Origin of the sequence: Roseospirillum parvum, from assembly GCF_900100455.1 — a bacterium.
Taxonomy (GTDB): Bacteria; Pseudomonadota; Alphaproteobacteria; order Rhodospirillales; family Rhodospirillaceae; genus Roseospirillum; species Roseospirillum parvum.
Genome location: NZ_FNCV01000006.1, coordinates 1 through 22,593 on the forward strand (window position 1 = coordinate 1; position 22,593 = coordinate 22,593).

Genomic DNA, 22,593 nt, shown 5'->3' on the forward strand with positions numbered 1-22,593 from the left:
CCCTCGGCGATATCTGCGACCTCTACACTCCAGACGAATGCTGGAACTACCTCAAGCACGCCGGATATGCGTCAGATTAAAGGCTCACCGCTCTAGAGCACGGCCTCGCGGTTATATGGGGGCACAAAGCGCCCCCATATAACCGCGACGTGCTCTAACCCGGATCGGCCGCCTTGTCCTCCTCGCGCGGGCCCAGGCGGCGGCCGCGCGCCGGGTCCGGCGCTTCGCCGTACAGTTGGCGCTGGCGGCGGTGCAGGGCGGCGAGGCGGGCCGCCACCTTGCGGTTGACCGAGCCGGCCGGATAGCCGCCGTCGTCCTGGCGCTCGCCCGCCGGCAGTCCGGTCAGCGTCTCGATGGCCTGATCGACCGTCTCCACCGGGTGGATGGCGAAGCGGCCGTCCCGGCAGGCTTCCACCACGTCGGCCCTGAGCATCAGATGGCGAGCGTTGCTGGCCGGGATGATCACCCCCTGGTCGCCGCTCAGGCCGCGCGCCGCGCAGATGTCGAAGAAGCCCTCGATCTTCTCGTTGACCCCGCCGATGGCCTGCACCCGGCCGGTCTGGTCGACGGCGCCGGTGATGGCCAGCCCCTGGGCCAGTGGCACCTCGGCCAGCGCCGAGAGCAGGGCACACAGCTCGGCGGTGGAGGCGGAATCGCCCTCGATCGGCCCGTGCGACTGCTCGAAGACCAGGCTGGCCGACAGCGACAGCGGGGTGTCCTCGGCGAAGCGGGCGGCCAGGAAGGCCGACAGGATCATCACCCCCTTGCTGTGCAGCGGCCCGCCCAGATCGACCTCGCGCTCGATGTCGATCAGCTCGCCGCGCCCCATGCGGACCCGACACGAGATGCGGGCCGGGCGGCCGAACAGGGTGGTGCCCAGTTGCATCACGGTCAGCCCGTTGACCTGCCCCACCTCGGCGCCCGAGGTGGCGATCAGCACGGTGCCTTCCTCGATCTCCTCCTGGATGTGCTCGCGCACCCTATCGAGGCGGGCGATCTGCGCCTTCAGCGCCGCCTCGATGTGCGCCTGACCGACGGTGGCGGCGTTTTCCAGGCCGGCCAGATGGTCGGCCTCGCGCATCAGGTCGGCGAGGCTGGCCATGTGGGTGGTCAGCTTGCCCTGGTCCTCGACCAGCCGGGCCCCGTGCTCGATCACCCGGGCCACCGCGTCGCGGCTCAGCGGCTTCAGGCCCTCGCGCCGGGCGATGGTGCCGAGCAGGCCGGCCAGGGCGCGGGTGTTGGCCGGGCTGCGGGCCATCCGGTAGTCGAAGTCGGCGGCCACCTTGAACAACTCGCGGAAGTCGGGGTCGTGTTCGGAGAGCAGGTAGAAGATCATCGGCTCGCCGAGCAGCACCACCTTGACCCGAAGCGGAATGGCCTGCGGGTCGAGGCTTAAGGTGGGCAGCAGGCCGCTCGCCTGACCGGGCGGCTCGATGCGGATTTCCCGCGCCTTGAGGGCCCGCTTCAGGTCCTGCCAGGCGAACGGGTGGGCCAGCACCTTGTGCGCCTCAAGAACCAGGAAGCCGCCGTTGGCGCGGTGCAGGGCGCCCGGCTTGATCAGGTTGAAGTCGGCGATCAGGGCTCCGAAGTGCTGGAGGTGCTCCAGCCGGCCGACCAGATTGGGCTGGGTCGGGTGATCCTCGACCACCACCGGGGCGGTGTCGCCGTCGGCGTGGTGGACCAGACAGTTGACCCGGTAGCGCCGGAGCGCCGCCAGTGGCCCGCCGGGCTGGCTGGCCAGGGCGGCGGGCAGGGCCTCGCCCTCGGCCTCGCCGCGCAGCACCTCGCGCAGGTTGTCGACGATGTCGGCGGTCACGGCGTCCAGGTGCTCCAGCACCTGGGGCAGGTCGGCCATCTCGGCCTTCAGGTCCTCCATCAGGTGGTCCAGGGCCTCGGCGGCGACCTGACGCTCCAGGGCGCGCACCTTGCGCCGGGTATCGCGCTCCCAGCGCGGCATCTGGCGCAGCAGGTGGTCGAGCTGCTCCTGAAGCCGGGCCATGTCGCGCTTCAGGGCCTCTCGGCGCGCCTCGGGCAGCTTCTGGAAGGCGTCGCCGGCCAGCACCTCGCCGTCCTCGCCGAGCGGCGCCAGGGCCAGCCCGGAGGACAGCCGGACCAGGGTCAGGTGATGCTCGGTGGCGGCTTTCTGCACGTCGCCGAAAGCGGCCTCCTGGCGCGCCTTCAGCTCCTGCTCCAGGGCTTGGCGCCGGTGGGCCACCGCCTCGCTGTCCAGGGCCCGGGGCAGGGCCACGGTCATGTCCTCGATCAGGGCGGCCATGGCCTGGGCGAAGGGGCGCCCCCGGCCGTGCGGCAGCGACAGGGCGCGCGGCCGGTGGGGCTGGGCGAAGTCGTGCACGTAGCACCAGTCGTCGGGCCCCGGCATGGCGGCGGCCAGCTCGGCCAGATGGCGGCGGACCAGGCTTTCCTTGCCGGTGCCCTGGATGCCCAGGGCGAACAGGTTGTAGCCCTCGGCCGCCATCCCCATGGCGAAGGTCAGGGCGGCGACCGCCCGATCCTGGCCCACCGGGGCGTCGCTGTCGGGCAACTCGGCGGTGGTGGCGAAGGGCAGGTCGGCCGGGTCGCAGGCCACATAGAGCCTGTCCGGCGGCAGCGGGGAAACCGGCATGGAGGGGAACGCCTTTTGATCGAATGGACCCATCGGTCACAGGGTTTCGGTCACAGTGACAAACCGCCAGCCGGGTGTCCACCGCCACGCCGGTCAGCCGGCGATGATGCCCTGGGCAATCAGGTGGTTCACCTCGGCCTCGGACAGCCCGGCCTCGGCCAGCACCTCGCGGCCGTGCTCGCCGATGCGCGGCGGCGGCCGGCGGTAGGTCGGCGGGGTGGCCGACAGGGAAAGCGGGTTGGCGACCAGGGTCACCGGCTCGGGGCTGGCCGGATGGTCCATGGCCACGGTCATGCCGCGCGCCTTGACGTGGGGGTCGGCGAACACCTCGGGGATGGCGTTGACCGGGCCCGAGGGCACGCCGGCCGCCTCCAGGTCGGCCAGCCACTCGGCCCGGGTGCGGCCGGCGATGCAGGGGCGGATCAGGGCGTCCAGCTCCCAGCGGTTGGCGACCCGCGCCGGGTTGGTGGCAAAGCGCGCGTCGTCGGCCAGCCCGTCGAGCCCCGCCACCTGACAGAAGCGGCGGAACTGGCCATCGTTGCCGACCGCCAGGATGAGGTGGCCGTCCGAGGCCTGGAAGGTGTCGTAGGGCACGATGTTGGGGTGCCCGTTGCCGTGCCGCCCCGGCGGCTGGCCGGAGACCAGCCAGTTCTGGGCCTGATAGGTCAGCCAGGCGATCTGGCTGTCGAGCAGGTTGGCGTCGATGTGCTGGCCCTGCCCGGTGCGCCGCTTGTGGTCCAGGGCGGCGAGGATGGCGACCGCGGCGTAGAGGCCGGTCAACTGGTCGGCGTTGGCGTTGCCGACCTTGGTCGGCGGGCCCTCGGTGGGCCCGGTCAGGCTCATCATGCCGCCCATGCCCTGGGCCAGATAGTCGTAGCCGGCCCGGTGGGCATAGGGGCCGGTCTGCCCGAAGCCGGTGATCGAGCAGTAGATCAGGCCCGGGAATTCATCCTTGAGGTCGTCGTAGGAGAGCCCGTAGCGGGCCAGTCCGCCGACCTTGAAGTTCTCCACCAGCACGTCGGCCGAGGCGGCGAGGCGGCGGATCAGGGCCGGCGCGTCGGGGTGGGCCAGATCCACCGCCAGCGACCGTTTGTTGCGGTTGACCGACAGGAAATAGGCGCTCTCCCGGCTGTCGGCGCCGCTGCCGTCGTTCAGGAAGGGCGGCCCCCAGGCGCGGGTGTCGTCGCCGCTGCCCGGGCGCTCGATCTTGATCACCTCGGCCCCCAGGTCGGCCAGCGTCTGGGTGCAGAACGGTCCGGCCAGCACGCGGGACAGATCGAGGACCTTGAGGCCGGCCAGCGGGCCGGCGGGGGCGGGGGTGTCGGTCATGGTCGGGTGCTTCTCGGTTCGGGGGCGGAACGGGCGGCGGATTTCTCGCGGCCTCCCCGGGGGATAGCCCATGGCCGCCTGAAAATGAACCGTCATCTTGTGGGGGTTTGAAATCCGCCGGTGGATGTGGAAGAAAGACCGCCCTTCGCTTTCCTGAGGAAGCTCAAGGCGGCTTTGGCCGTCCCCACCCACAATCAGGAGGCATTCATGCCTGATACATACAATACCGAATACGAAGTGGGGCAAGATAATATTCAGAAATTCGGGATGGATATTCACAACCCCGTCTTCTGGGTTTCTGCCCTTCTGGTTATTTTCTTCGTCGTCGGCACCATCATGATGCCGGAGCAGGCCAAGCAGGTGTTCGACGGCGCCAAGGGCTGGTCGATCAACAACTTCGACTGGCTGTTCATGGTCGGCGCCAACATCTTCGTGGTCTTCTGCCTGCTTTTGATCGTCCTGCCGGTGGGCAAGGTGCGCATCGGTGGCGAGGAGGCGGTGCCCGAGTTCTCCACCCTGTCGTGGTTCGCCATGCTGTTTGCCGCCGGCATGGGCATCGGCCTGATGTTCTGGAGCGTCGCCGAGCCGACCGCCTATTTCACCGACTGGTGGGGCACGCCCTTGAACGCCGCCGCCAACACGCCGGAAGGGGCGCGCATGGCGATGAACGCCACCATGTTCCACTGGGGTCTGCACCCGTGGGCGATCTATGCCGTGGTGGCGCTGTCGCTGGCCTTCTTCGCCTACAACAAGGGCCTGCCGCTGACCATCCGCTCGGCCTTCTATCCCTTGATCAAGGATGGCTCGTGGGGCTGGTTCGGCAACCTGATCGACGTGGTGGCGGTGCTCGCCACGCTGTTCGGTCTGGCCACCTCGCTCGGCTTCGGGGCCCAGCAGGCGGCGGCCGGCCTGCATTTCCTGTTCGGCTTGCCCAACGGCATCACCACCCAGGTGGGGATCATCGTCGGGGTCACCTCGATCGCCGTCATCTCGGTGGTCCGGGGGCTCGATGGCGGGGTCAAGCTGCTTTCCAACATCAACATGAGCCTGGCCGGGCTGCTGCTTTTGTTCGTCCTGGTGGTCGGGCCGACGGCGACCATCTTCGCCACCATGTGGACCACCGGCCTGGGTTACCTCGAGAACCTGATCCCCTTGAGCAACTGGATCGGCCGCGAGGACGACAAGTTCTATCACGGCTGGACGGTGTTCTACTGGGCCTGGTGGATTTCCTGGTCGCCCTTCGTCGGCATGTTCATCGCCCGCATCTCGCGCGGGCGCACGGTGCGCGAGTTCATCACCGCCGTGCTGCTGGTGCCGACCCTGGTCACCCTGCTGTGGATGGCCGCCTTCGGGGGCACCGCGCTGGAGCAGATCCAGAACAACATCGGCGCCCTGGCCGGTGGCCTGGATGCGGTCGAGCTGGCCATGTTCCAGATGCTCGACAACCTGCCGCTGACCGGCATCGTGTCGTTCCTGGCCATCTTCCTGGTCCTGGTGTTTTTCATCACCTCGTCGGACTCGGGCTCGCTGGTCATCGATTCGATCACCGCCGGCGGCAAGCTCGACGCCCCGGTGCCGCAGCGCATCTTCTGGGCGGTGATCGAGGGCGTGGTCGCCGGCGCCCTGCTGTTCGGCGGCGGGGCCGATGCCCTGGGGGCGCTTCAGGCGGCGGCGATCACCGTCGGCCTGCCCTTCACCCTGGTTCTCATCGCCATGTGCGTGGCCCTCTACCTGGGCCTGGAGCACGAGCGCAAGATGGTCCTGGGCGAGCGCTGAGGCAGTCCCTGGCTCCTATCCAAGACGACCACCAGAGGGGGGCCGGCCGGGCCCCCCTTTTTTGTGGCCTATCCGCCCCGCCCGAGCCGCATCTCCGGGGCCGCCAGGCGCTCCGGCGGGCCGATCCAGGCGTAGGCCAGCAGGCAGGGCTCGTGGTCGCCCACGGTCAGCCGGTGGGTCTCGCCGACCTTGTTGAGGATCAACGAGCCCGGGGCGTGGACCGCCGCGTCGTTTTCCGACCACGCCCCGGTCAGCGAGATGTAGCTCTCCTCGATGTCGCGGTGGTGGTGCTGGGGGTAGGTGGTGCCCGGGGCCAGCAGGACCATGCCCAGGGTCAGCGGCTCGGCGATCACCGGACCGTTGGGGCCGAGCACCTCGGTATAGGCGAAGCGCCGGGCCAGGGCCGGCGGCGGCCGCCGGTAGCCCAGCCGCCAGTCGAGACGCGGCGCGATGCGCCCGACCGCCCGGGCCAGCGCGGCCAACGGCCCATCCACCGCCCGGTCCAGGGCGCGGCCCAGATGGGCCACCACCGGCTGGTCGGCGGGGGCCGCCTCGGCCACCGGCGGATTGCCCTGGACGACGCGGTTCAGGCGCTCGCGGACCTGGCGCTGGTGGGCCCGGATGGGGGCGCTGCCGCCGGCCGAGCCACGGCGGTAGATGCCATCGACCTCGCGCAACAGGTAGGCCCAGTCGGGATGATCGGCGAGGCGGGACATGGCGGACGCAACCTTGGGGCGGACGGTCGGGAAGGGGTTGGCACAGGCACCCGGGCCGCCGGCGGGGGGCGGGTGAACGGGTCGGAACGGGGCGTTCGCGGCTGGTTTCGGCTCAGCCGTTCCCGTGGTCCAGGGTGAAGGCGTCGGGCGTGGCCTGGGCGATGGTGCCGTCCAGGCTGATCCACGCGCCGTCGACCTGATCGTAGGGGTTGGCCGCGATGGCGGGCATGGTCGCTAGGCCGGTGGTTCCGGCGGCAACGGCCAGGGCGGTGAGTGTCTTGCGCATGACAATCCTCCCTCTGTGGGTTGCCGGGAAAAGGGGTGGCGGCGGGCGGCGTTCCGCCGGCTGCCACCCCGACAACGCCCGGCCGCCGCGGTGGGTTCCACCGGTCGGGGAAAAATCCGCCAAAGGGGGAAGGTCAAAGGGGGGAGGCCAAAGGGAGGAAGGTTCAGTCGGCCGTGTCGCCGAACAGCTTGTAGAGGGCCGAATGGTCCAACTCGCCCAGGCCGCGCTCGATCAGGCGGGCGTAGTGGTCGCGGGTCAGGGCGGTGGCCGGCAGCTCGATGCCGGACTGGGCGGCCAGGGCCAGGGCCTGGTCGAGGTCCTTGTGCTGGGTGGTCACCTTGCCGCCGGGTTCGAAACGGTCGGTCACCATGCGCGCCCCGTGCAGGGCGAGAATGCGCGAATCGGCGAAACCGCCCATGATCGCCTCGCGGACCAGGGCCGGATCGACCCCGGCGGCGCGGGCCAGGGCCAGGGCCTCGGCGACGGCGCCGATGGTCAGCCCGACGATGACCTGATTGGCCGCCTTGGCGACCTGCCCGGCGCCGGCCGGGCCGAGGTGGGTGAAGCGCTCGCCCAGCACCTCGAGGATCGGGCGGGCCCGGGCGATCGCCTCGGCCTCGCCGCCGGCCATGATGATCAGGTTGCCGGCCTCGGCGGCCACCGTGCCGCCAGACACCGGGGCATCGATGAAGCTGCCGCCGGCCGCCGCCACCCGCTCGGCCAGCCGCCGGGTGGCGGCCACCTCGGTGGTCCCCATGTCGATGACCAGCCCGCCCGGGGCCAGCCCCTGGAGCACCCCGTCGGGGCCGAGCACGGCCTGTTCCACCGCCGGGGTGTCGCTGACCGCGAGGATCACCACCTCGGCCGCCTCGGCGACCCGGGCCGGGCAGTCGAGGCCCATCAGCCCGACCTCGGCCAGCTTGCGCACCGGCCCCGGCGAGCGGCTGGCGATGGCCACCTTGGCCCCGGCCCGGAACAGGTTGAGGGCCATCGGCCGGCCCATCAGGCCCATGCCGACGACCCCCACCGAGTGGCCGGCCAGCGGGGTCATCAGAGGGCCCGGTAGCGGGCCGCGATGCCGCGCTCGATGGCCGCCGCGACCAGCCGCTCGACGTCCAGCTGGTGGCGCAGGATTTCCAGCAGGCGCAACTCCTCCTGGTGCGCCGTGCCGTCCACCGCCACCGTCTCGCAGGCCAGGGCATAGGCGGTTTCGCGCATCCGGGGGGGCAGGGCGCGGGCGATCATGTCGACCACCCGGTCCAGCCCCTCGTCGTCGTCGAGCAGGGCGGCGCAGTCGCCGGCCACGCGGCTGAGGCTTTCCGGGTCGAAGTTGGCGAAGGCCGGCAGGGTCTGGACCAGCCGGCCGATCAGCCGCAACTCCTTCTCGCTCATGTCCGTGTCGGCCGCCGAGGCGATGACCATGGCATAGATCAAGGCTTCCTCGGGACGGATGGTTGACGCGCTCACGCCCTTGCACTCCTTCGAAAAAAATACCGCGGATGGTTCCACTCTAACCCCGCCGCCCCGGCGACCCCAAGAACAACCGGAAAGGATAGACAACCGGAAAGGAGATCAAGGGGCCAGGAAATCGCTGGTCAGCCGGGTCGCCTCGGCCAGGCTGAGGCGCTCGGGGGTCACCCCCTCGGGGAAGGCGCCGAACAGCCGCGAGGGCATCATCGGGTCGAGCAGCACGAAGACGCCCCGGTCGTCGTGGCGGCGGATCAGCCGCCCGAAGGCCTGTTTCAGGCGCAGGCGGGTGATCATGTCGTCGTGGGCCCGGCGCTGGGCGGCCTCGGGCAGGGCGGCGCGGCGGGCCTTGTGCAGGATGTCCGGGCGCGGCCAGGGGACACGGTCGAAGACGACCAGGCGCAGGGCGTTGCCGGGCACGTCGACCCCGTCGCGCAGGGCGTCTGTGCCCAGCAGGCAGGCCCGTTCCTCGGCCCGGAAGATGTCGACCAGGGTGGCCGGGTCGAGGGCGTCGACGTGCTGGGCATAAAGGGTCAGGCCGGCCGCCTCGAGCGGCGCGGTGAGGCGGGCGTGGACCCCGCGCAGCCGCGAGATGGCGGTGAACAGTCCCAGGCCGCCGCCATCGGCGGCCAGGAACAGGGCCCGGTAGGCGGCCGCCACCTGGTCCAGGTCGTCCTTGCGCACGTCGGTGACGACGATCACCCGGGTCCGTTCGGGGTAGTCGAAGGGCGAGGCCAGGGCGGCGCGGCGCACCGTGCCGGTTGGCCCATCGGGCGCACCGGTGACGGCGGCTGGCAGGTGAGGGATGCCGGTGCGCGCCTCGGCCGCCGCCCAGTCGGCTTGCGGATCGCCCGAGCCGTCGCGCAGGGTGGCCGAGGTGATGAGCACCCCGTGGGCCGGGGTCAGCACCTCGCGGGCCAGGGGTTCGGTGGGGTCCAGCCAGTGGCGGTGCAGGCCGACATCGATGTCGCGCCCCTCCAGGCGATTGACCGCCATCCAGTCGACGAAGCGGGCCGGCTGCGGCGCCGACAGGGCGGCCAGCATGTCGCGCCACGCCTGAAGCGGCATCAGGGCGCGCCGCTCGAGGCTTCGGATGAGCGCCTCCAGACGCTGGCGCAGGGCGGCTTCCGGGGGTTCCCGAGGGGACTCCCAGGGGGCTGTCCCGGGGTCTTCGCGGGGCGTTTCGCCGGGCTGTTGGGCCAGCGTCCGGCGCAGCAGCCGGACCAGGGCGGTGAGCGGCGCGATCAGGCCATCGAGGCCGGCCGCCAGCTCGGTCGCCGCCGCGATCAGCCCGGGGATCGGCGGCGTCGTCTCGCACTCCAGGTCGTGCGGGCTGTCGGCATTGGGGGCCCGGGCATAGACCTGACGGCGGACCAGGGTCAGGAAGTGCTCGGTGGCGCCGTCCGGGGCGTCGCCGGCCAGCCGCGCCCCCCAGCCGGGGCCGGGCAGCACCCGGGCGGCGGCCAGGGCCTGGGCCAGGGCGTCGGCGGCCGGGCCGTGGTCGGCCCCGTCGGCGGCCACCATCAGGTCCTCGGCCCGGCGCTTCAGCCCGCGCGCCCGCGAGCGCGTGGTGTCGGCCTCGGCGCCGCGCAGCCAGCGCCTCAGTTCGGCCGTCTCCTGGCCGCTGAGATGGGCCGCGAAGGCCGAGTCGGCGGCGGCGAACAGGTGGTGCCCCTCGTCGAACACATAGCGCCGGGGCGGCGCCTCGCCGTCCAGCCCGCCGAGCGCCGCCTGGACCAGCACCAGGGCGTGGTTGGCAACCACCAGATCGGCCCGCCGGGCCCGGCGCACGGCGCGTTCGACCAGACAGCGGTTGTAATGCGGGCAGGCGGCGTGGATGCACTCGCCGCGCCGGTCGGCCAGCTCCATCAGGGGGCGCCCGCCGAGCAGCGGGATCAGCCAGCCGGGCAGGTCGCCGGCGACCATATCGCCGTCGCGGCTGGCCCGCGCCCAGCGGGCGATCAGGGTCAGCCCGAGGGCGCTTTGCGGGCTCATCGGCAGGCGCCGCACCGCCTCTTCCAGGTTGAGCAGGCAGAGGTAGTTTTCCCGCCCCTTGCGGACCACCACCCGACGCGCCTTTTCCACCGGATCGGGGCACAGCCGGTCCAGTTCGCCATCGAGCTGGCGTTGCAGGTTGCGGGTGTAGGTGGAAATCCACACCGCGCCCTGGTTGGCCTCGGCCCACAGGCTGGCCGGGGCGATGTAGCCCAGGGTCTTGCCCACCCCGGTGCCGGCCTCGGCGAGCAGCACCCGGGGCTCGTCCTCGCGGTCGCGGGGGGCGAAGGCGTGGCAGGCGGCCTCGGCATAGGCCACCTGCTGGGGGCGGCTTTCGGCATCCGGGCCGAGCAGGTCGGCGAGACGGTCGGCGGCCGCCTCGGGGGGCACCGGATGGGCGCCGGGCGGCGGCGGCGGGGCGTGCTCGCCGACCTCGGGCAGGCGCTCCCAGATCCTCAGGCCCCGCGTCAGGGCCGAGGAGTGGGGCACCTCGTCGGGAGCGCCCAGCGCCGCCCCCACCGGGCCGGCCCACGACCAGCCGGCCCAGGCCGGCGGCCACAGGCAGCCCAGGGCCTCGCGGTGCGCCGCCGGGGGCAGGGCGATCAGGCTGTCGAGCAGGGTCCGGGTGGCCTCGACCAAGCTCAGGGCCTGCTCGCCCAGATCGTCGTCGGGCGGCAGCGGCAGGGCCAGGGCGCGGGCCAGGCCGCGCGGCGTCGGCGCGGCGAAGCGGGCCGGGTGGACGAAGGCGAACAGCTCCAGCAGGTCGTGGGCCGGGAAGGGATCGACCTTGAGGCGCCGCGCCGCCATCTGGCGATGGCAGAGGATCGGTGTCAGGTTCTTCAGGCGGCGCCCGGCGGCCGGGCCGGGGCGCAGGTCCTCGACCTCGCCGCCCGGCCAGACCAGCACCCCGTGGGTCAGGCCGACGGCCAGCACCGGGGCATCGGGCAGGCGGCGGCGTCCTGGTGCTGGCGTGGGTGCTGGCGGGGACGGGGTCACGGGGTCTCCCGGGCCAGTTCGTAAAGGGCCACGGCCGCCGCCGTGGCCACGTTGAGGCTTTCCACCCGCGGGCTGATCGGCAGCTTGACCAGATGGTCGCAGGTTTCGGCGACGCGCCGCCGCAGGCCCGCCCCTTCCGCCCCCAGGACCAGGGCAAGGCGCCCCGACAGCCCGGCCGAGGCCAGCGCCACCGGCCCCCGGGCGTCCAGCCCGGCGACCCAGAAGCCGTGCTTTTTCAGCCCCTCCAGGGCCTGGGCCAGATTGGCCGCGCGGATCAGCGGCACCGTCTCCAGGGTGCCCGAGGCGGCCTTGGCCAAGACCCCGCTTTCGCCCGGCGAGTGGCGGTCCTGGACGATCACGGCCAGCCCGCCGAAGGCCGCCGTGGCGCGCAGGATGGCGCCCAGGTTGCGCGGGTCGCTGACCTGGTCGAGCACCACCACCGGCAGGTTGGCGCCGGGCCGGGCGGCCTCGGCGGCGGCGGCCAGCTCGGCCACCTCGTCGAGGGCCCGGGCGGGCAGCGGGCGCACCTTCAGGGCCAGCCCCTGGTGCACCGTGCCGGGCGGCAGCTGGCGGTCGAGATCGGCCCGTTCGACCCGGCTCACCTCGGGCCAGCGGGCCGGGTCGAGGTCGGCCAGCAGGGGCTCGGCCCGGAGGTTCGCTTCCGCCTCGACCGTGGTCAGCAGGGCGAGGCAGCGCCGGGCCGGATTGGCCAGGGCGGCGGCCACCGCGTGGTGGCCGAACAGCCACACCGCGTTCGGCCCGTCGTCGAGCGGCGGGGTGGGGCGGCGCGGCCCCGGGGCGCGGGGCGGCTTGGCCGGGGCGGCGGAAGACGCCTCGGGCGGGCGGGGGCGGCGGCGGGGCGGCGGCCGGGAGGCCATGGGGGAGGCTCCTGCTTGAAGGGGGGCGTGGGGTGGTTGGCTCAGGCGTAGTCGGCTTTTTCCCGGTTGACAAGGCCGGGCCGGACCGCCTATGTGCTGCCTTCCGCGGCCGGCAGGGCCGGTTTCGCGGAACCCGGAGGGGTGGCCGAGCGGTCAAAGGCAACAGACTGTAAATCTGTCGGGTTTTCCCTACGTAGGTTCGAATCCTACCCCCTCCACCAACATCGTTTCGCGGGGTCGCATCCCCTTCCCCTGACCTGGCCCCAGCCCTCCCGGAAGGCTGGGATGGACCGGCCGGGGCGGGTGGGGGCGACCCTCTTGGTATGACGGGTGCCGGTCGCGGGCGTAGCTCAATGGCTAGAGCCCCAGCCTTCCAAGCTGGTGATGTGGGTTCGATTCCCATCGCCCGCTCCAACCCGACGCCCTTGGCGGCGGGGCGACACCCGGCGGGCGACCCCGACGCCAGCGGTCGGCGGGCGATCCTCTTGAAGTGACGTCGCGTGACGGGTTTTTTTCCAGGCAATAGAGGCGGATGAGACACGATGGCCAAGGCAAAGTTTGAGCGGAGCAAGCCGCACTGCAACGTGGGGACGGTTGGTCACGTTGACCATGGCAAGACGACCCTGACGGCGGCGATCACGAAGGTTCTGGCGGAGACCGGCGGGGCGACTTTTTCGGCCTACGACATGATCGACAAGGCTCCTGAGGAGCGGGCGCGCGGGATCACGATTTCGACGGCGCACGTTGAGTACGAGACGGAGAACCGTCACTACGCGCACGTGGACTGCCCTGGCCACGCGGACTATGTGAAGAACATGATCACGGGTGCGGCGCAGATGGACGGCGCGATCCTGGTGGTTTCGGCGGCCGACGGCCCGATGCCGCAGACCCGCGAGCACATTCTTCTGGCCCGTCAGGTTGGTGTTCCGGCGCTGGTTGTTTACCTGAACAAGGTTGATCAGGTTGACGACGAGGAGCTTCTTGAGCTGGTCGAGATGGAAGTTCGCGAGCTTCTGAGCTCGTACGAGTTCCCGGGCGACGACATTCCGATCGTGAAGGGCTCGGCGCTGGCGGCTCTGGAGGACGGCGACGCGAAGATCGGCAAGGAGTCGATCCTTGAGCTGATGAAGGCGGTTGACGAGTACATCCCGCAGCCGGAGCGTCCGAAGGACCAGCCGTTCCTGATGCCGATCGAGGACGTTTTCTCGATTTCGGGTCGTGGCACGGTGGTGACGGGTCGTGTTGAGCGGGGCATCGTGAAGGTCAACGAGGAAGTGGAGATCGTCGGCCTGAAGGACACCACGAAGACGGTGTGCACGGGTGTTGAGATGTTCCGCAAGCTCTTGGATCAGGGCGAGGCGGGCGACAACATCGGCGCGCTGCTGCGTGGCGTGAAGCGCGACGACGTGGAGCGTGGCCAGGTTCTGGCCAAGCCGGGGTCGATCACCCCGCACACCAAGTTCAAGTGCGAGTGCTACATCCTGACCAAGGAAGAGGGTGGGCGTCACACCCCGTTCTTCTCCAACTACCGTCCGCAGTTCTACTTCCGCACGACGGACGTGACCGGGACCATCGGTCTGCCCGAGGGCACCGAGATGGTGATGCCGGGCGACAACATCTCGATGGAAGTGAACCTGATCGCGCCGATCGCCATGGACGAGGGCCTGCGCTTCGCCATCCGCGAGGGCGGCCGCACCGTCGGCGCCGGCGTCGTCGCCTCGATCATCGAGTAGGGCCAACGGCGGCGTTCCGCCCCGCCGAACAGCCGCGCGCGCGGCGACCGGCGGGGCGGGGCGAATTATGGGTTGATCCCGAGCCTCGGGCCGGGTATACCCTCCGCCTCCAGCCTGCCGCCCGAGCCAGTCAAGCCATTCGGCATCCCGGTCCATCCGGCACGGGACCTGACGTGGACGGCGCTGGAAGGCGGGCCGACGGTCCGAGGCAACCCGGGCGGCGGTCCTCCAAGGGGGCGCGGCCGTGGGCGCCGAATGCAGGGGTGTAGCTCAGTTGGTAGAGCACCGGTCTCCAAAACCGGGTGTCGGGAGTTCGAGCCTCTCCACCCCTGCCAGGCGCCGCCCTGGCGCCGCGACGGCGGCCGGCGGGGTCTGAAGACGGCGGCTTTGAGGGCGCCCCGGCGCCGCGACGTCGCGACTTTTTGCAGGCGAGCCCGCCCGCGTCGGCCCGTTCTTCGAAGGGGGCCGGCGTCGGTGGGCCTCGCTTTCTTGATTGAACTCTTTCTAGAGGTCGAAAAGACGCTTCCCATGGCAAGGACCAATCCGGGGCAGTTCGTCCGTCAGGTGCGCCAGGAAATGGCCAAGGTCACCTGGCCGTCGCGCAAGGAAACCACGCTGTCCACCACCATGGTCTTCATCATGGTGACGCTGGCGGCGCTGTTCTTTCTGGTCGTCGATCAGCTCATCGCCTGGGTGGTGAAGCTGCTCTTCGGCCTTGGTGGATGAGGCCTTAAGCGATGGCTGCCCGTTGGTACGTCCTTCACGTCTATTCCGGCTTCGAGAACAAGGTCGCCCAGTCGATCCGCGAACAGGCCGCCCAGCAGGCGATGAGCGAGATGTTCGAGGAGGTCCTGGTGCCGACCGAGGAAGTGGTCGAGGTGCGCCGCGGCTCCAAGGTCTCGTCGGAGCGCAAGTTCTTCCCCGGCTACGTGCTGCTGAAGATGGAAATGACCGACCAGACCTGGCATCTGGTCAAGAACACTCCCAAGGTGACCGGGTTCCTGGGCGGCGGCAGCCGGCCGATCCCGATCAGCCAGGCCGAGGCCGAGCGCATCCTGCATCAGGTGCAGGAGGGCATCGACCGTCCCAAACCGTCCATTTCCTTCGAGGTCGGCGAGCAGGTGCGGGTCTGCGACGGGCCCTTCGCCTCGTTCAACGGTCTGGTCGAGGATGTGGACGAAGAGAAGGCGCGGCTCAAGGTGTCGGTGTCCATTTTCGGGCGCTCCACCCCGGTCGAGCTTGAGTACACCCAGGTGGAGAAGGCTTGATCGCCAAGCCCGCCACCGGGGCCCGCCGGCCGCCGGGCCGCCCCGTCGGGGCGCCGCCGGGCCGGATCAATGCCGTGGGAGGTCGCAACGCCGCTTGACGCGGGCGTCGGCCGTTGAACCGCGGGCCTCAAACCCCGCCCGCCGGGTGCCCCTTCTCGGGGATGCGCGGCGGGCCTTGATCACGAGGTAGACAAGAAAGAGCCATGGCAAAGAAAGTCGCCGGCTACATCAAGCTGCAGATCCCGGCCGGTCAGGCCAACCCGTCGCCGCCGGTCGGTCCGGCGCTGGGTCAGCGCGGTCTGAACATCATGGAGTTCTGCAAGGCGTTCAACGCCGCCACCCAGAACATGGAGCAGGGGATGCCGATCCCGGTGGTCATCACCGCCTATTCGGATCGCACCTTCTCGTTCATCACCAAGACCCCGCCGGTCTCCTACTTCCTGAAGAAGGCCGCCGGCCTGAAGAAGGGCGGCAGCGCCCCGGGCCGCGACAGCGCCGGTCAGGTGAGCCGCGAGCAGTGCCTGGAGATCGCCCGCCAGAAGATGCCCGACCTCAACTGCGCCGATGAAGAGGCGGGGTTGGCCATGGTCATGGGCTCGGCCCGCTCGATGGGCCTCAAGGTGGCGGAGTAACGATCATGGCGAAAATCGGCAAGCGACTGAAGGCGGCCTACGAGGCCATCGACACCAAGGCCCTGCTCGAGGTTTCCGAGGCGGTGGCCAAGGTCAAGGCCAATGCCTCGGCCAAGTTCGACGAGACGGTGGAAGTGGCGATCAGCCTGGGTGTTGACCCGCGCCACGCCGACCAGATGGTGCGTGGCGTGGTCGAGCTGCCGCACGGCACCGGCAAGACGGTGCGCGTCGCGGTGTTCGCCAAGGGCGACAAGGCGACCGAGGCCGAGCAGGCCGGGGCCGACATCGTCGGCGCCGAGGACCTGATGAAGACGGTCCAGGACGGCACCATCGATTTCGACCGCTGCATCGCCACCCCGGACATGATGGGCGTGGTCGGCCGGCTGGGTAAGATCCTCGGCCCGCGCGGCCTGATGCCCAACCCCAAGCTGGGCACGGTGACCATGGACGTGGCCGGTGCGGTGCGCGCCGCCAAGGCCGGTCAGGTGCAGTTCCGGGTCGAGAAGGCGGGCATCGTCCACGCCGGCGTCGGCAAGGCCAGCTTCACCGAGGAAGCCCTGGTCGACAACGTCAAGGCGGTCTTCGACGCCCTCAACAAGGCCAAGCCCTCGGGCGCCAAGGGGACCTACTTCAAGAAGGCCTCGCTCAGCTCGACCATGGGCCCGGGTGTGAAGGTCAACGTGCAGAGCGCCCTGGGCTGAGGCCCGGTCGACGCGCTGATCAAGATACCCGCCGGCCGCTTCCTTGAAAAAGGGCGCGGGCGGCGGGGGCAGGCGGGAGGCCCGTTTGGGTATGGGGTTTCCCGCCGACCTGTCCGAGACCGCAGGTCCCGGGCGTTGGGCCTCTCCTTTCCTTCGGGAAAGGGGCGGCGGCGTCCCGGGGTAACGGAGTTGCCGCCTGCGCAGACGGGGAGATTTGAGGGTTTCGGAGTGGCTTCGCCGCGCAGCGCGGGGCGGGCCGGTCGGAGCGTCTCTTCTTTCCCGGGCAGGTTCGTTTTAGGAGCACGCCCGGTCCGGCCCCTGGCAACGGGGACCGGCAGCGGGTGGACCGCCGGCGTCGGCCGGCGCGGCTCACCGTTACCGCCCCGGCAGGGTCGGGTGGTGGGCCGGGCAGGCCCGACGCTCGATACCAACCTGAGCGGAGACGCAAAGAACCAGCGGAGACACTCGTGAACCGTACGGAAAAAGAATCCCTGGTCTCCGAGCTGAGCGATCTGTTCGCGTCGCGTTCCTTCGTCGCGGTGGCCCACTACAAGGGCCTGACCGTGCGCGACCTGGAAACGCTGCGTGGCCAGATGCGCGAGGCCGGTGCCGGGTTCCGCGTCACCAAGAACCGGCTCACCAAGCTGGCCCTGAAGGGCTCGAAGTTCGAGGGCCTGAGCGACCTGTTCACCGGACCGACGGCGATTGCCTTCTCGGATGATCCGGTGTCGGCCGCCAAGGTCTGTGCCACCTACGCCAAGAAGAACGACAAGCTGGTCATTCTTGGCGGGGCGATGGATGGCCAGGTGCTGGATGCCAGTGGCATCGAGACCCTGTCCAAGCTGCCGTCGCTGGACGAACTGCGGGCCAAGCTGGTCGGCATGATCCAGACCCCGGCCACCCGCATCGCTGGCGTGCTTCAGGCGCCCGGCGGCCAGGTGGCCCGTGTCCTTCATGCCTACTCGGAGAAGGACGCCGCCTGAGCGCGGTGAATTCTTGGCTGATGGCGACCCGACACGGAGATCGACCCCCGATTTCCTTGACCCCGATCCCGGCGCGGCACCGTTTCGACCGCAAGGCCCTGGCGCCGCGCCTGATGAACCCTCAAATCACAAACTGACCCAGGAGTTTTGACCCATGGCTGATCTGGAAAAGCTGGTCGACGAGCTGTCCAACCTGACCGTGCTGGAAGCCGCCGAGCTGTCGAAGATGCTCGAGGAGAAGTGGGGCGTTTCCGCCGCCGCTCCGGTGGCCGTGGCTGGTGTGGCCGCGGCTGGCGGTGACGCCGGCGGCGCCCCGGCCGAGGAGCAGACCGAGTTCGACGTCATCCTGGCCGCGGCCGGCGACAAGAAGATCAACGTCATCAAGGAAGTCCGCGCCATCACCGGGCTCGGCCTGAAGGAAGCCAAGGACCTCGTCGAGGGCGCGCCCAAGCCGGTCAAGGAAGGCGTCTCCAAGGACGAGGCCGCCGAGCTGAAGAAGAAGCTGGAAGAGGCTGGCGCCACCGTCGAGGTGAAGTAAGGCGTCGCCTGCCCGTGGTTGAGCGGGGGGCGGCCGGCCAGCGTCGGCCGCCCCCCGTCGCCCACACCGAGACCGTCCTCCGTCCTGCTTCGGCGTCCGCCGCCCGGTTTCACCGGCCCGGCGGGGAGCGGAAGCGGGGCGGGGGATATCGGTGTCGGATGACCGTCAAGGGGAAGGGCCGAGGGGCCCTTTTCCGGACCGCCGCCCCGTTTCCCGAAGCCCCGGGGTGGCGGCAGAGGACGCCCGTGGATGCCCGGCCAAAGAGGCCGCGGACGCCCGGGGCGGCCCCGATCCGCCCGCCCGCCAAGCGCCCGTCAAGCCGGGCCGGCGGGGCGGGCCTGGGGCACAGAATCGACGTGGGCACCATCGCCCCGCTCGCCGCCGTTCCCCGATCCCCTGGCGGGGCGGCGTGGCGGCGCGGTCGCGGTGGGCCGAAACAGTGAAGAGGACCGACATGGCCAAGTCCTTTACGGGTCGCAAGCGCGTTCGCAAGAACTTCGGGCGCATCCCTTCCGTGGTCCCCATGCCCAACCTCATCGAGGTGCAGAAGGCCAGTTACGACACCTTCCTGCAAACCGGCATCGAGGCCCCGGCGCGCACCGACTCGGGTCTTCAGGAAGTGTTCAAGTCGGTCTTTCCGATCAAGGACTTCTCCGGTCGCGGCGAGCTTGAGTTCGTGCGCTACGAGCTGGAAGAGCCGAAGTACGACGTGGAGGAATGCCAGCAGCGCGGCCTGACCTTCGCGGCGCCCCTGAAGGTGACCCTGCGCCTTTTGGTGTGGGACGTCGACGAGGACACCGGCGCCCGCTCGGTGCGCGACATCAAGGAGCAGGACGTCTACATGGGCGACATGCCCCTGATGACGGTCAACGGCACCTTCATCGTCAACGGCACCGAACGCGTCATCGTCAGCCAGATGCACCGCTCGCCGGGTGTCTTCTTCGACCACGACAAGGGCAAGACCCACAGCAGCGGCAAGTACCTGTTCGCCGCCCGGGTGATCCCCTATCGCGGCTCCTGGCTCGACTTCGAGTTCGACGCCAAGGACCTCGTCTACGTGCGCATCGACCGGCGCCGCAAGCTGCCGGTGACCACCCTGCTCTATGCCCTGGACAACGACGCCACCCTGGCCCGCCGCGAGGCCGGCGAGTCGCTGGACCCGACCGAGATGGTCGGTCTGGGGGGCGAGGACATCCTCGAGTACTTCTACGACCGGGTCAGCTTCGTGCGCGACGCCGGCGGCTGGAAGACGCCCTTCGATGCCGAGGCCATGCGCGGCCAGAAGCTGGTCACCGACCTGATCGACGCCGACAGCGGCGAGGTCAAGGCCCAGGCCGGCGCCAAGCTCAGCCCGCGTCAGCTGCGCCGGCTGGCCGAGGGCGGCATGGCCTATCGCCGGGTCGAGGCCGACGAGCTGATCGGCCGTTACGCCGGCGAGGACATCATCGATGCCGAGAGCGGTCTGGTCTTCGCCGAGGCCGGCGAGGAGATCACCGAGGAGGTCCTGGCCGAGATGGACAAGGCCGGGCTCAGTGAGCTGTCGACCCTGAACATCGACCACGTCAACGTCGGGCCCTACATCCGAAACACGTTGTTCGCCGACAAGAACAGCTGCCGCGAAGAGGCCCTGATCGACATCTACCGGGTCATGCGCCCGGGCGAGCCGCCCACCCTGGAAACCGCCGAGGCGCTGTTCCACGGCCTGTTCTTCGACCCCGAGCGCTACGATCTGTCGGCGGTCGGCCGGGTCAAGATGAACGCCCGCCTGGACATCTCCAACGACGACGTGCCCGACACCATGCGGGTGCTGCGCCGCGACGACATCCTGTCGATCATCAAGACCCTGGTCGAGATGAAGGACGGCCGCGGCGAGATCGACGACATCGACCACCTGGGCAACCGCCGGGTGCGGTCGGTCGGCGAGCTGATGGAGAACCAGTACCGGGTCGGCCTGTTGCGCATGGAGCGCGCCATCCGCGAGCGCATGAGCAGCGTCGAGATCGACAACGTCATGCCGCACGACCTGATCAACGCCAAGCCGGCGGCGGCGGCGGTGCGCGAGTTCTTCGGCTCCTCGCAGCTCTCGCAGTTCATGGACCAGACCAACCCGCTGTCGGAGATCACCCACAAGCGGCGCCTGTCGGCGCTTGGCCCGGGCGGTCTGACCCGCGAGCGGGCCGGCTTCGAGGTGCGCGACGTGCACCCCACCCACTATGGCCGGATCTGCCCCATCGAGACCCCGGAAGGGCCCAACATCGGGCTGATCAACAGCCTGGCCACCTATGCCCGGGTCAACCAGTACGGCTTCATCGAAAGCCCCTACCGCAAGGTGGTGGACGGCAAGGTCACCGACGAGGTGATCTACATGTCGGCCATGGAGGAAGGGCGCCACACCATCGCCCAGGCCAACGCCGAGCTGGACGCCGAAGGACGCTTCGTCGGCGACCTGATCAGCGTCAGGAAGGGGGGCGACTACGAGATGGTCAACCCCGAAGAGATCAGCTACATGGACGTCTCGCCCAAGCAGCTGGTCTCGGTGGCGGCGGCGCTCATCCCGTTCCTCGAGAACGACGACGCCAACCGCGCCCTGATGGGCTCGAACATGCAGCGTCAGGCGGTGCCCCTGATCCGCGCCGAGGCGCCCTACGTGGGCACCGGCATGGAGCAGGCGGTGGCCCAGGACTCGGGGGCCACCGTGGTGGCCCGCCGGGCCGGCATGGTGCAGCAGGTGGACGCCACCCGCATCGTGGTCCGGGCCACCGAGGACACCGACAGCGCCGCTCCGGGCGTCGACATCTATCGGCTGTCCAAGTTCCAGCGCTCCAACCAGAACACCTGCATCACCCAGCGGCCGCTGGTCCGGGTCGGTGACCGGGTGGCCAAGGGCGACATCATCGCCGACGGCCCCTCGACCGAGCTCGGCGAGCTGGCCCTGGGGCGTAACGTGCTGGTCGCCTTCATGCCCTGGAACGGCTACAACTTCGAGGACTCGATCCTGATCTCCGAGCGCATCGTCCGCGACGACGTGTTCACCTCGATCCACATCGAGGAATTCGAGGTCATGGCCCGCGACACCAAGCTGGGCCAGGAAGAGATCACCCGCGACATCCCCAACGTCGGCGAGGAAGCCCTGAAGAACCTCGACGAGGCGGGCATCGTCTACATCGGGGCCGAGGTGAAGGCCGGCGACATCCTGGTCGGCAAGGTGACGCCCAAGGGCGAAAGCCCGGTCACCCCGGAAGAGAAGCTGCTGCGCGCCATCTTCGGCGAGAAGGCTTCCGACGTCCGCGACACCTCCATGCGGGTGCCGCCGGGGGTCACCGGCACGGTGGTCGAGGTGCGCCTGTTCAACCGCAGGGGCGTCGACAAGGACGAGCGCTCGCTGGCCATCGAGCGGGCCGAGATCGAGCGTCTGGCCAAGGACCGCGACGACGAGCGGGCCATCCTGGAAGGCAGCTTCGCCACCCGCATGAAGGACATGATCCTCGGCCAGACGGTGGTCGCCGGGCCCAAGGGCATGCCCACCGGGGTGATCCTGTCGGAGGACATCCTGGGCCAGTACACCCCCGGCCAGTGGCGCCACATCGCGGTCGAGGACGACGCCGTGATGGGCGAGGTGGAGGCCCTGAAGAAGTCCTATGAGGACAGCATCAAGGCCTTGAACGACCGCTTCGACAACAAGGTCGACAAGCTGCAGCGCGGCGACGAGCTGCCCCCGGGCGTGCTCAAGATGGTCAAGGTCTTCGTGGCCGTGAAGCGCAAGCTTCAGCCGGGCGACAAGATGGCCGGCCGTCACGGCAACAAGGGTGTCATCTCGCGCATCGTGCCGATCGAGGACATGCCGTACCTGGACGATGGCACCCAGGTCGACGTGGTGCTCAATCCGCTGGGCGTGCCGTCGCGCATGAACGTCGGGCAGATTCTCGAAACCCACCTGGGCTGGGCCTGTCGCGGCCTGGGCCGGCAGGTCAACGAGATGCTGCTCGCCTGGCGGGCCGGCCAGGCCGACCGCGAGGGCGTGCTGGAAGGCCTCAAGGGCATCTACGGCAAGACCTTCGACGACGAGGATCTGACCGAGCTCAACGACGGCGAGTTGACCGAGCTGTGCCGCAACCTGGTCAACGGCGTGCCCATCGCCACCCCGGTCTTCGACGGGGCGCGCGAGGACGACATCAACGCCATGCTGACCCAGGCCGGCCTCAACACCACCGGTCAGGTGACGCTGTATGACGGGCGCACCGGCGAGCCGTTCGACCGTCAGGTGACGGTGGGCTACATCTACATGCTGAAGCTCCACCATCTGGTCGACGACAAGATCCACGCCCGCTCCATCGGCCCCTACTCGCTGGTCACCCAGCAGCCGCTGGGCGGCAAGGCGCAGTTCGGCGGCCAGCGCTTCGGCGAAATGGAGGTGTGGGCGCTGGAGGCCTATGGCTCGGCCTACACCCTGCAGGAGATGCTGACCGTGAAGTCGGACGACGTCTCCGGGCGCACCAAGGTCTACGAGGCCATCGTGCGCGGCGAGGACACCTTCGAGGCCGGCATTCCCGAATCCTTCAACGTGCTGGTGAAGGAAATGCGCTCGCTGGGGCTCGACGTGGCCCTCGGCCAGGAAACCAACTGATCCGCGCCGGACCGCCGGCCGGGGCGCCGCTGACAGGCGCCCCGGCGG

Annotated in this window: 17 protein-coding genes and 3 tRNA genes; 12 read left to right on the top strand and 8 right to left on the bottom strand. The window is 70.0% G+C overall.

Annotation, left to right across the window (positions count from 1 at the left end):
* Positions 1-154: 154 nt before the first annotated feature.
* Together BLR95_RS09865 and BLR95_RS09870 are read right to left on the bottom strand one after the other, a co-directional pair.
* Positions 155-2,623, bottom strand: coding sequence for a Lon protease family protein (locus tag BLR95_RS09865; protein WP_092619174.1), 2,469 nt, complete (start codon positions 2,621-2,623; stop codon positions 155-157).
* 93 nt (positions 2,624-2,716) lie between these two features.
* Positions 2,717-3,952 (bottom strand): CaiB/BaiF CoA transferase family protein, encoded by a 1,236-nt coding sequence (locus BLR95_RS09870; RefSeq protein ID WP_092619177.1) that lies wholly within the window; start codon positions 3,950-3,952, stop codon positions 2,717-2,719.
* A 267-nt stretch (positions 3,953-4,219) separates the two neighbouring features.
* Between BLR95_RS09870 and BLR95_RS09875 the strand changes: the two genes are divergently transcribed.
* Entirely contained in the window at positions 4,220-5,728 is a 1,509-nt protein-coding gene (locus BLR95_RS09875) for a BCCT family transporter (RefSeq protein WP_245689426.1), read from the top strand.
* A 68-nt stretch (positions 5,729-5,796) separates the two neighbouring features.
* On the opposite strand, the gene BLR95_RS09880 is transcribed toward BLR95_RS09875, so the two are convergent.
* From BLR95_RS09880 to rlmB, 6 genes are all read right to left on the bottom strand, one after another.
* A complete protein-coding gene (locus BLR95_RS09880) occupies positions 5,797-6,444 on the bottom strand; it encodes a dimethylsulfonioproprionate lyase family protein (RefSeq protein ID WP_092619183.1) in 648 nt (215 codons plus the stop codon).
* A 112-nt stretch (positions 6,445-6,556) separates the two neighbouring features.
* Positions 6,557-6,730, bottom strand: a complete 174-nt coding sequence (locus BLR95_RS15805) for a hypothetical protein (RefSeq protein WP_176787776.1) — start codon at positions 6,728-6,730, stop codon at positions 6,557-6,559.
* Positions 6,731-6,893: 163 nt separating this feature from the next.
* The gene (locus BLR95_RS09885; protein WP_092619186.1) at positions 6,894-7,781 is read right to left on the bottom strand and encodes an NAD(P)-dependent oxidoreductase; all 888 of its coding nucleotides are present in this window, start codon (positions 7,779-7,781) and stop codon (positions 6,894-6,896) included.
* Entirely contained in the window at positions 7,781-8,197 is a 417-nt protein-coding gene (locus BLR95_RS09890; protein ID WP_281241295.1) for a tellurite resistance TerB family protein, read from the bottom strand. Before BLR95_RS09890 ends, BLR95_RS09885 begins: the two co-directional genes overlap by 1 nt.
* 105 nt (positions 8,198-8,302) lie before the next feature.
* Positions 8,303-11,188, bottom strand: a complete 2,886-nt coding sequence (locus BLR95_RS09895) for an ATP-dependent DNA helicase (RefSeq protein WP_092619189.1) — start codon at positions 11,186-11,188, stop codon at positions 8,303-8,305.
* Positions 11,185-12,066 (bottom strand): 23S rRNA (guanosine(2251)-2'-O)-methyltransferase RlmB, encoded by an 882-nt coding sequence (gene rlmB / locus BLR95_RS09900; protein WP_092619192.1) that lies wholly within the window; start codon positions 12,064-12,066, stop codon positions 11,185-11,187. Before rlmB ends, BLR95_RS09895 begins: the two co-directional genes overlap by 4 nt.
* 135 nt (positions 12,067-12,201) lie before the next feature.
* On the opposite strand from rlmB, the gene BLR95_RS09905 reads away from it, so the two are divergent.
* From BLR95_RS09905 to rpoB, 11 genes are all read left to right on the top strand, one after another.
* Positions 12,202-12,287 (top strand) — tRNA-Tyr (locus tag BLR95_RS09905).
* Positions 12,288-12,405: 118 nt separating this feature from the next.
* Positions 12,406-12,480: transfer RNA gene (locus BLR95_RS09910), tRNA-Gly, on the top strand.
* A 128-nt stretch (positions 12,481-12,608) separates the two neighbouring features.
* Positions 12,609-13,799 (top strand): elongation factor Tu, encoded by a 1,191-nt coding sequence (gene tuf / locus BLR95_RS09915; protein ID WP_092619195.1) that lies wholly within the window; start codon positions 12,609-12,611, stop codon positions 13,797-13,799.
* Between the two features lie 259 nt (positions 13,800-14,058).
* Positions 14,059-14,134: transfer RNA gene (locus BLR95_RS09920), tRNA-Trp, on the top strand.
* 193 nt (positions 14,135-14,327) lie between these two features.
* Positions 14,328-14,525, top strand: coding sequence for a preprotein translocase subunit SecE (gene secE, locus BLR95_RS09925; protein ID WP_092619198.1), 198 nt, complete (start codon positions 14,328-14,330; stop codon positions 14,523-14,525).
* A gap of 11 nt (positions 14,526-14,536) precedes the next feature.
* Positions 14,537-15,067, top strand: coding sequence for a transcription termination/antitermination protein NusG (nusG, locus tag BLR95_RS09930; protein ID WP_092619201.1), 531 nt, complete (start codon positions 14,537-14,539; stop codon positions 15,065-15,067).
* A gap of 203 nt (positions 15,068-15,270) precedes the next feature.
* Positions 15,271-15,699, top strand: coding sequence for a 50S ribosomal protein L11 (rplK, locus tag BLR95_RS09935; protein ID WP_092619204.1), 429 nt, complete (start codon positions 15,271-15,273; stop codon positions 15,697-15,699).
* A 5-nt stretch (positions 15,700-15,704) separates the two neighbouring features.
* Entirely contained in the window at positions 15,705-16,400 is a 696-nt protein-coding gene (gene rplA, locus BLR95_RS09940) for a 50S ribosomal protein L1 (protein ID WP_092619207.1), read from the top strand.
* A gap of 467 nt (positions 16,401-16,867) precedes the next feature.
* A complete protein-coding gene (rplJ, locus tag BLR95_RS09945) occupies positions 16,868-17,383 on the top strand; it encodes a 50S ribosomal protein L10 (RefSeq protein ID WP_092619210.1) in 516 nt (171 codons plus the stop codon).
* 154 nt (positions 17,384-17,537) lie between these two features.
* Complete coding sequence (rplL, locus tag BLR95_RS09950) at positions 17,538-17,921, top strand: 50S ribosomal protein L7/L12 (RefSeq protein WP_092619212.1); 384 nt, start codon at positions 17,538-17,540, stop codon at positions 17,919-17,921.
* A 454-nt stretch (positions 17,922-18,375) separates the two neighbouring features.
* Complete coding sequence (gene rpoB, locus BLR95_RS09955) at positions 18,376-22,545, top strand: DNA-directed RNA polymerase subunit beta (protein ID WP_092619215.1); 4,170 nt, start codon at positions 18,376-18,378, stop codon at positions 22,543-22,545.
* The last annotated feature ends 48 nt before the right edge of the window (positions 22,546-22,593 follow it).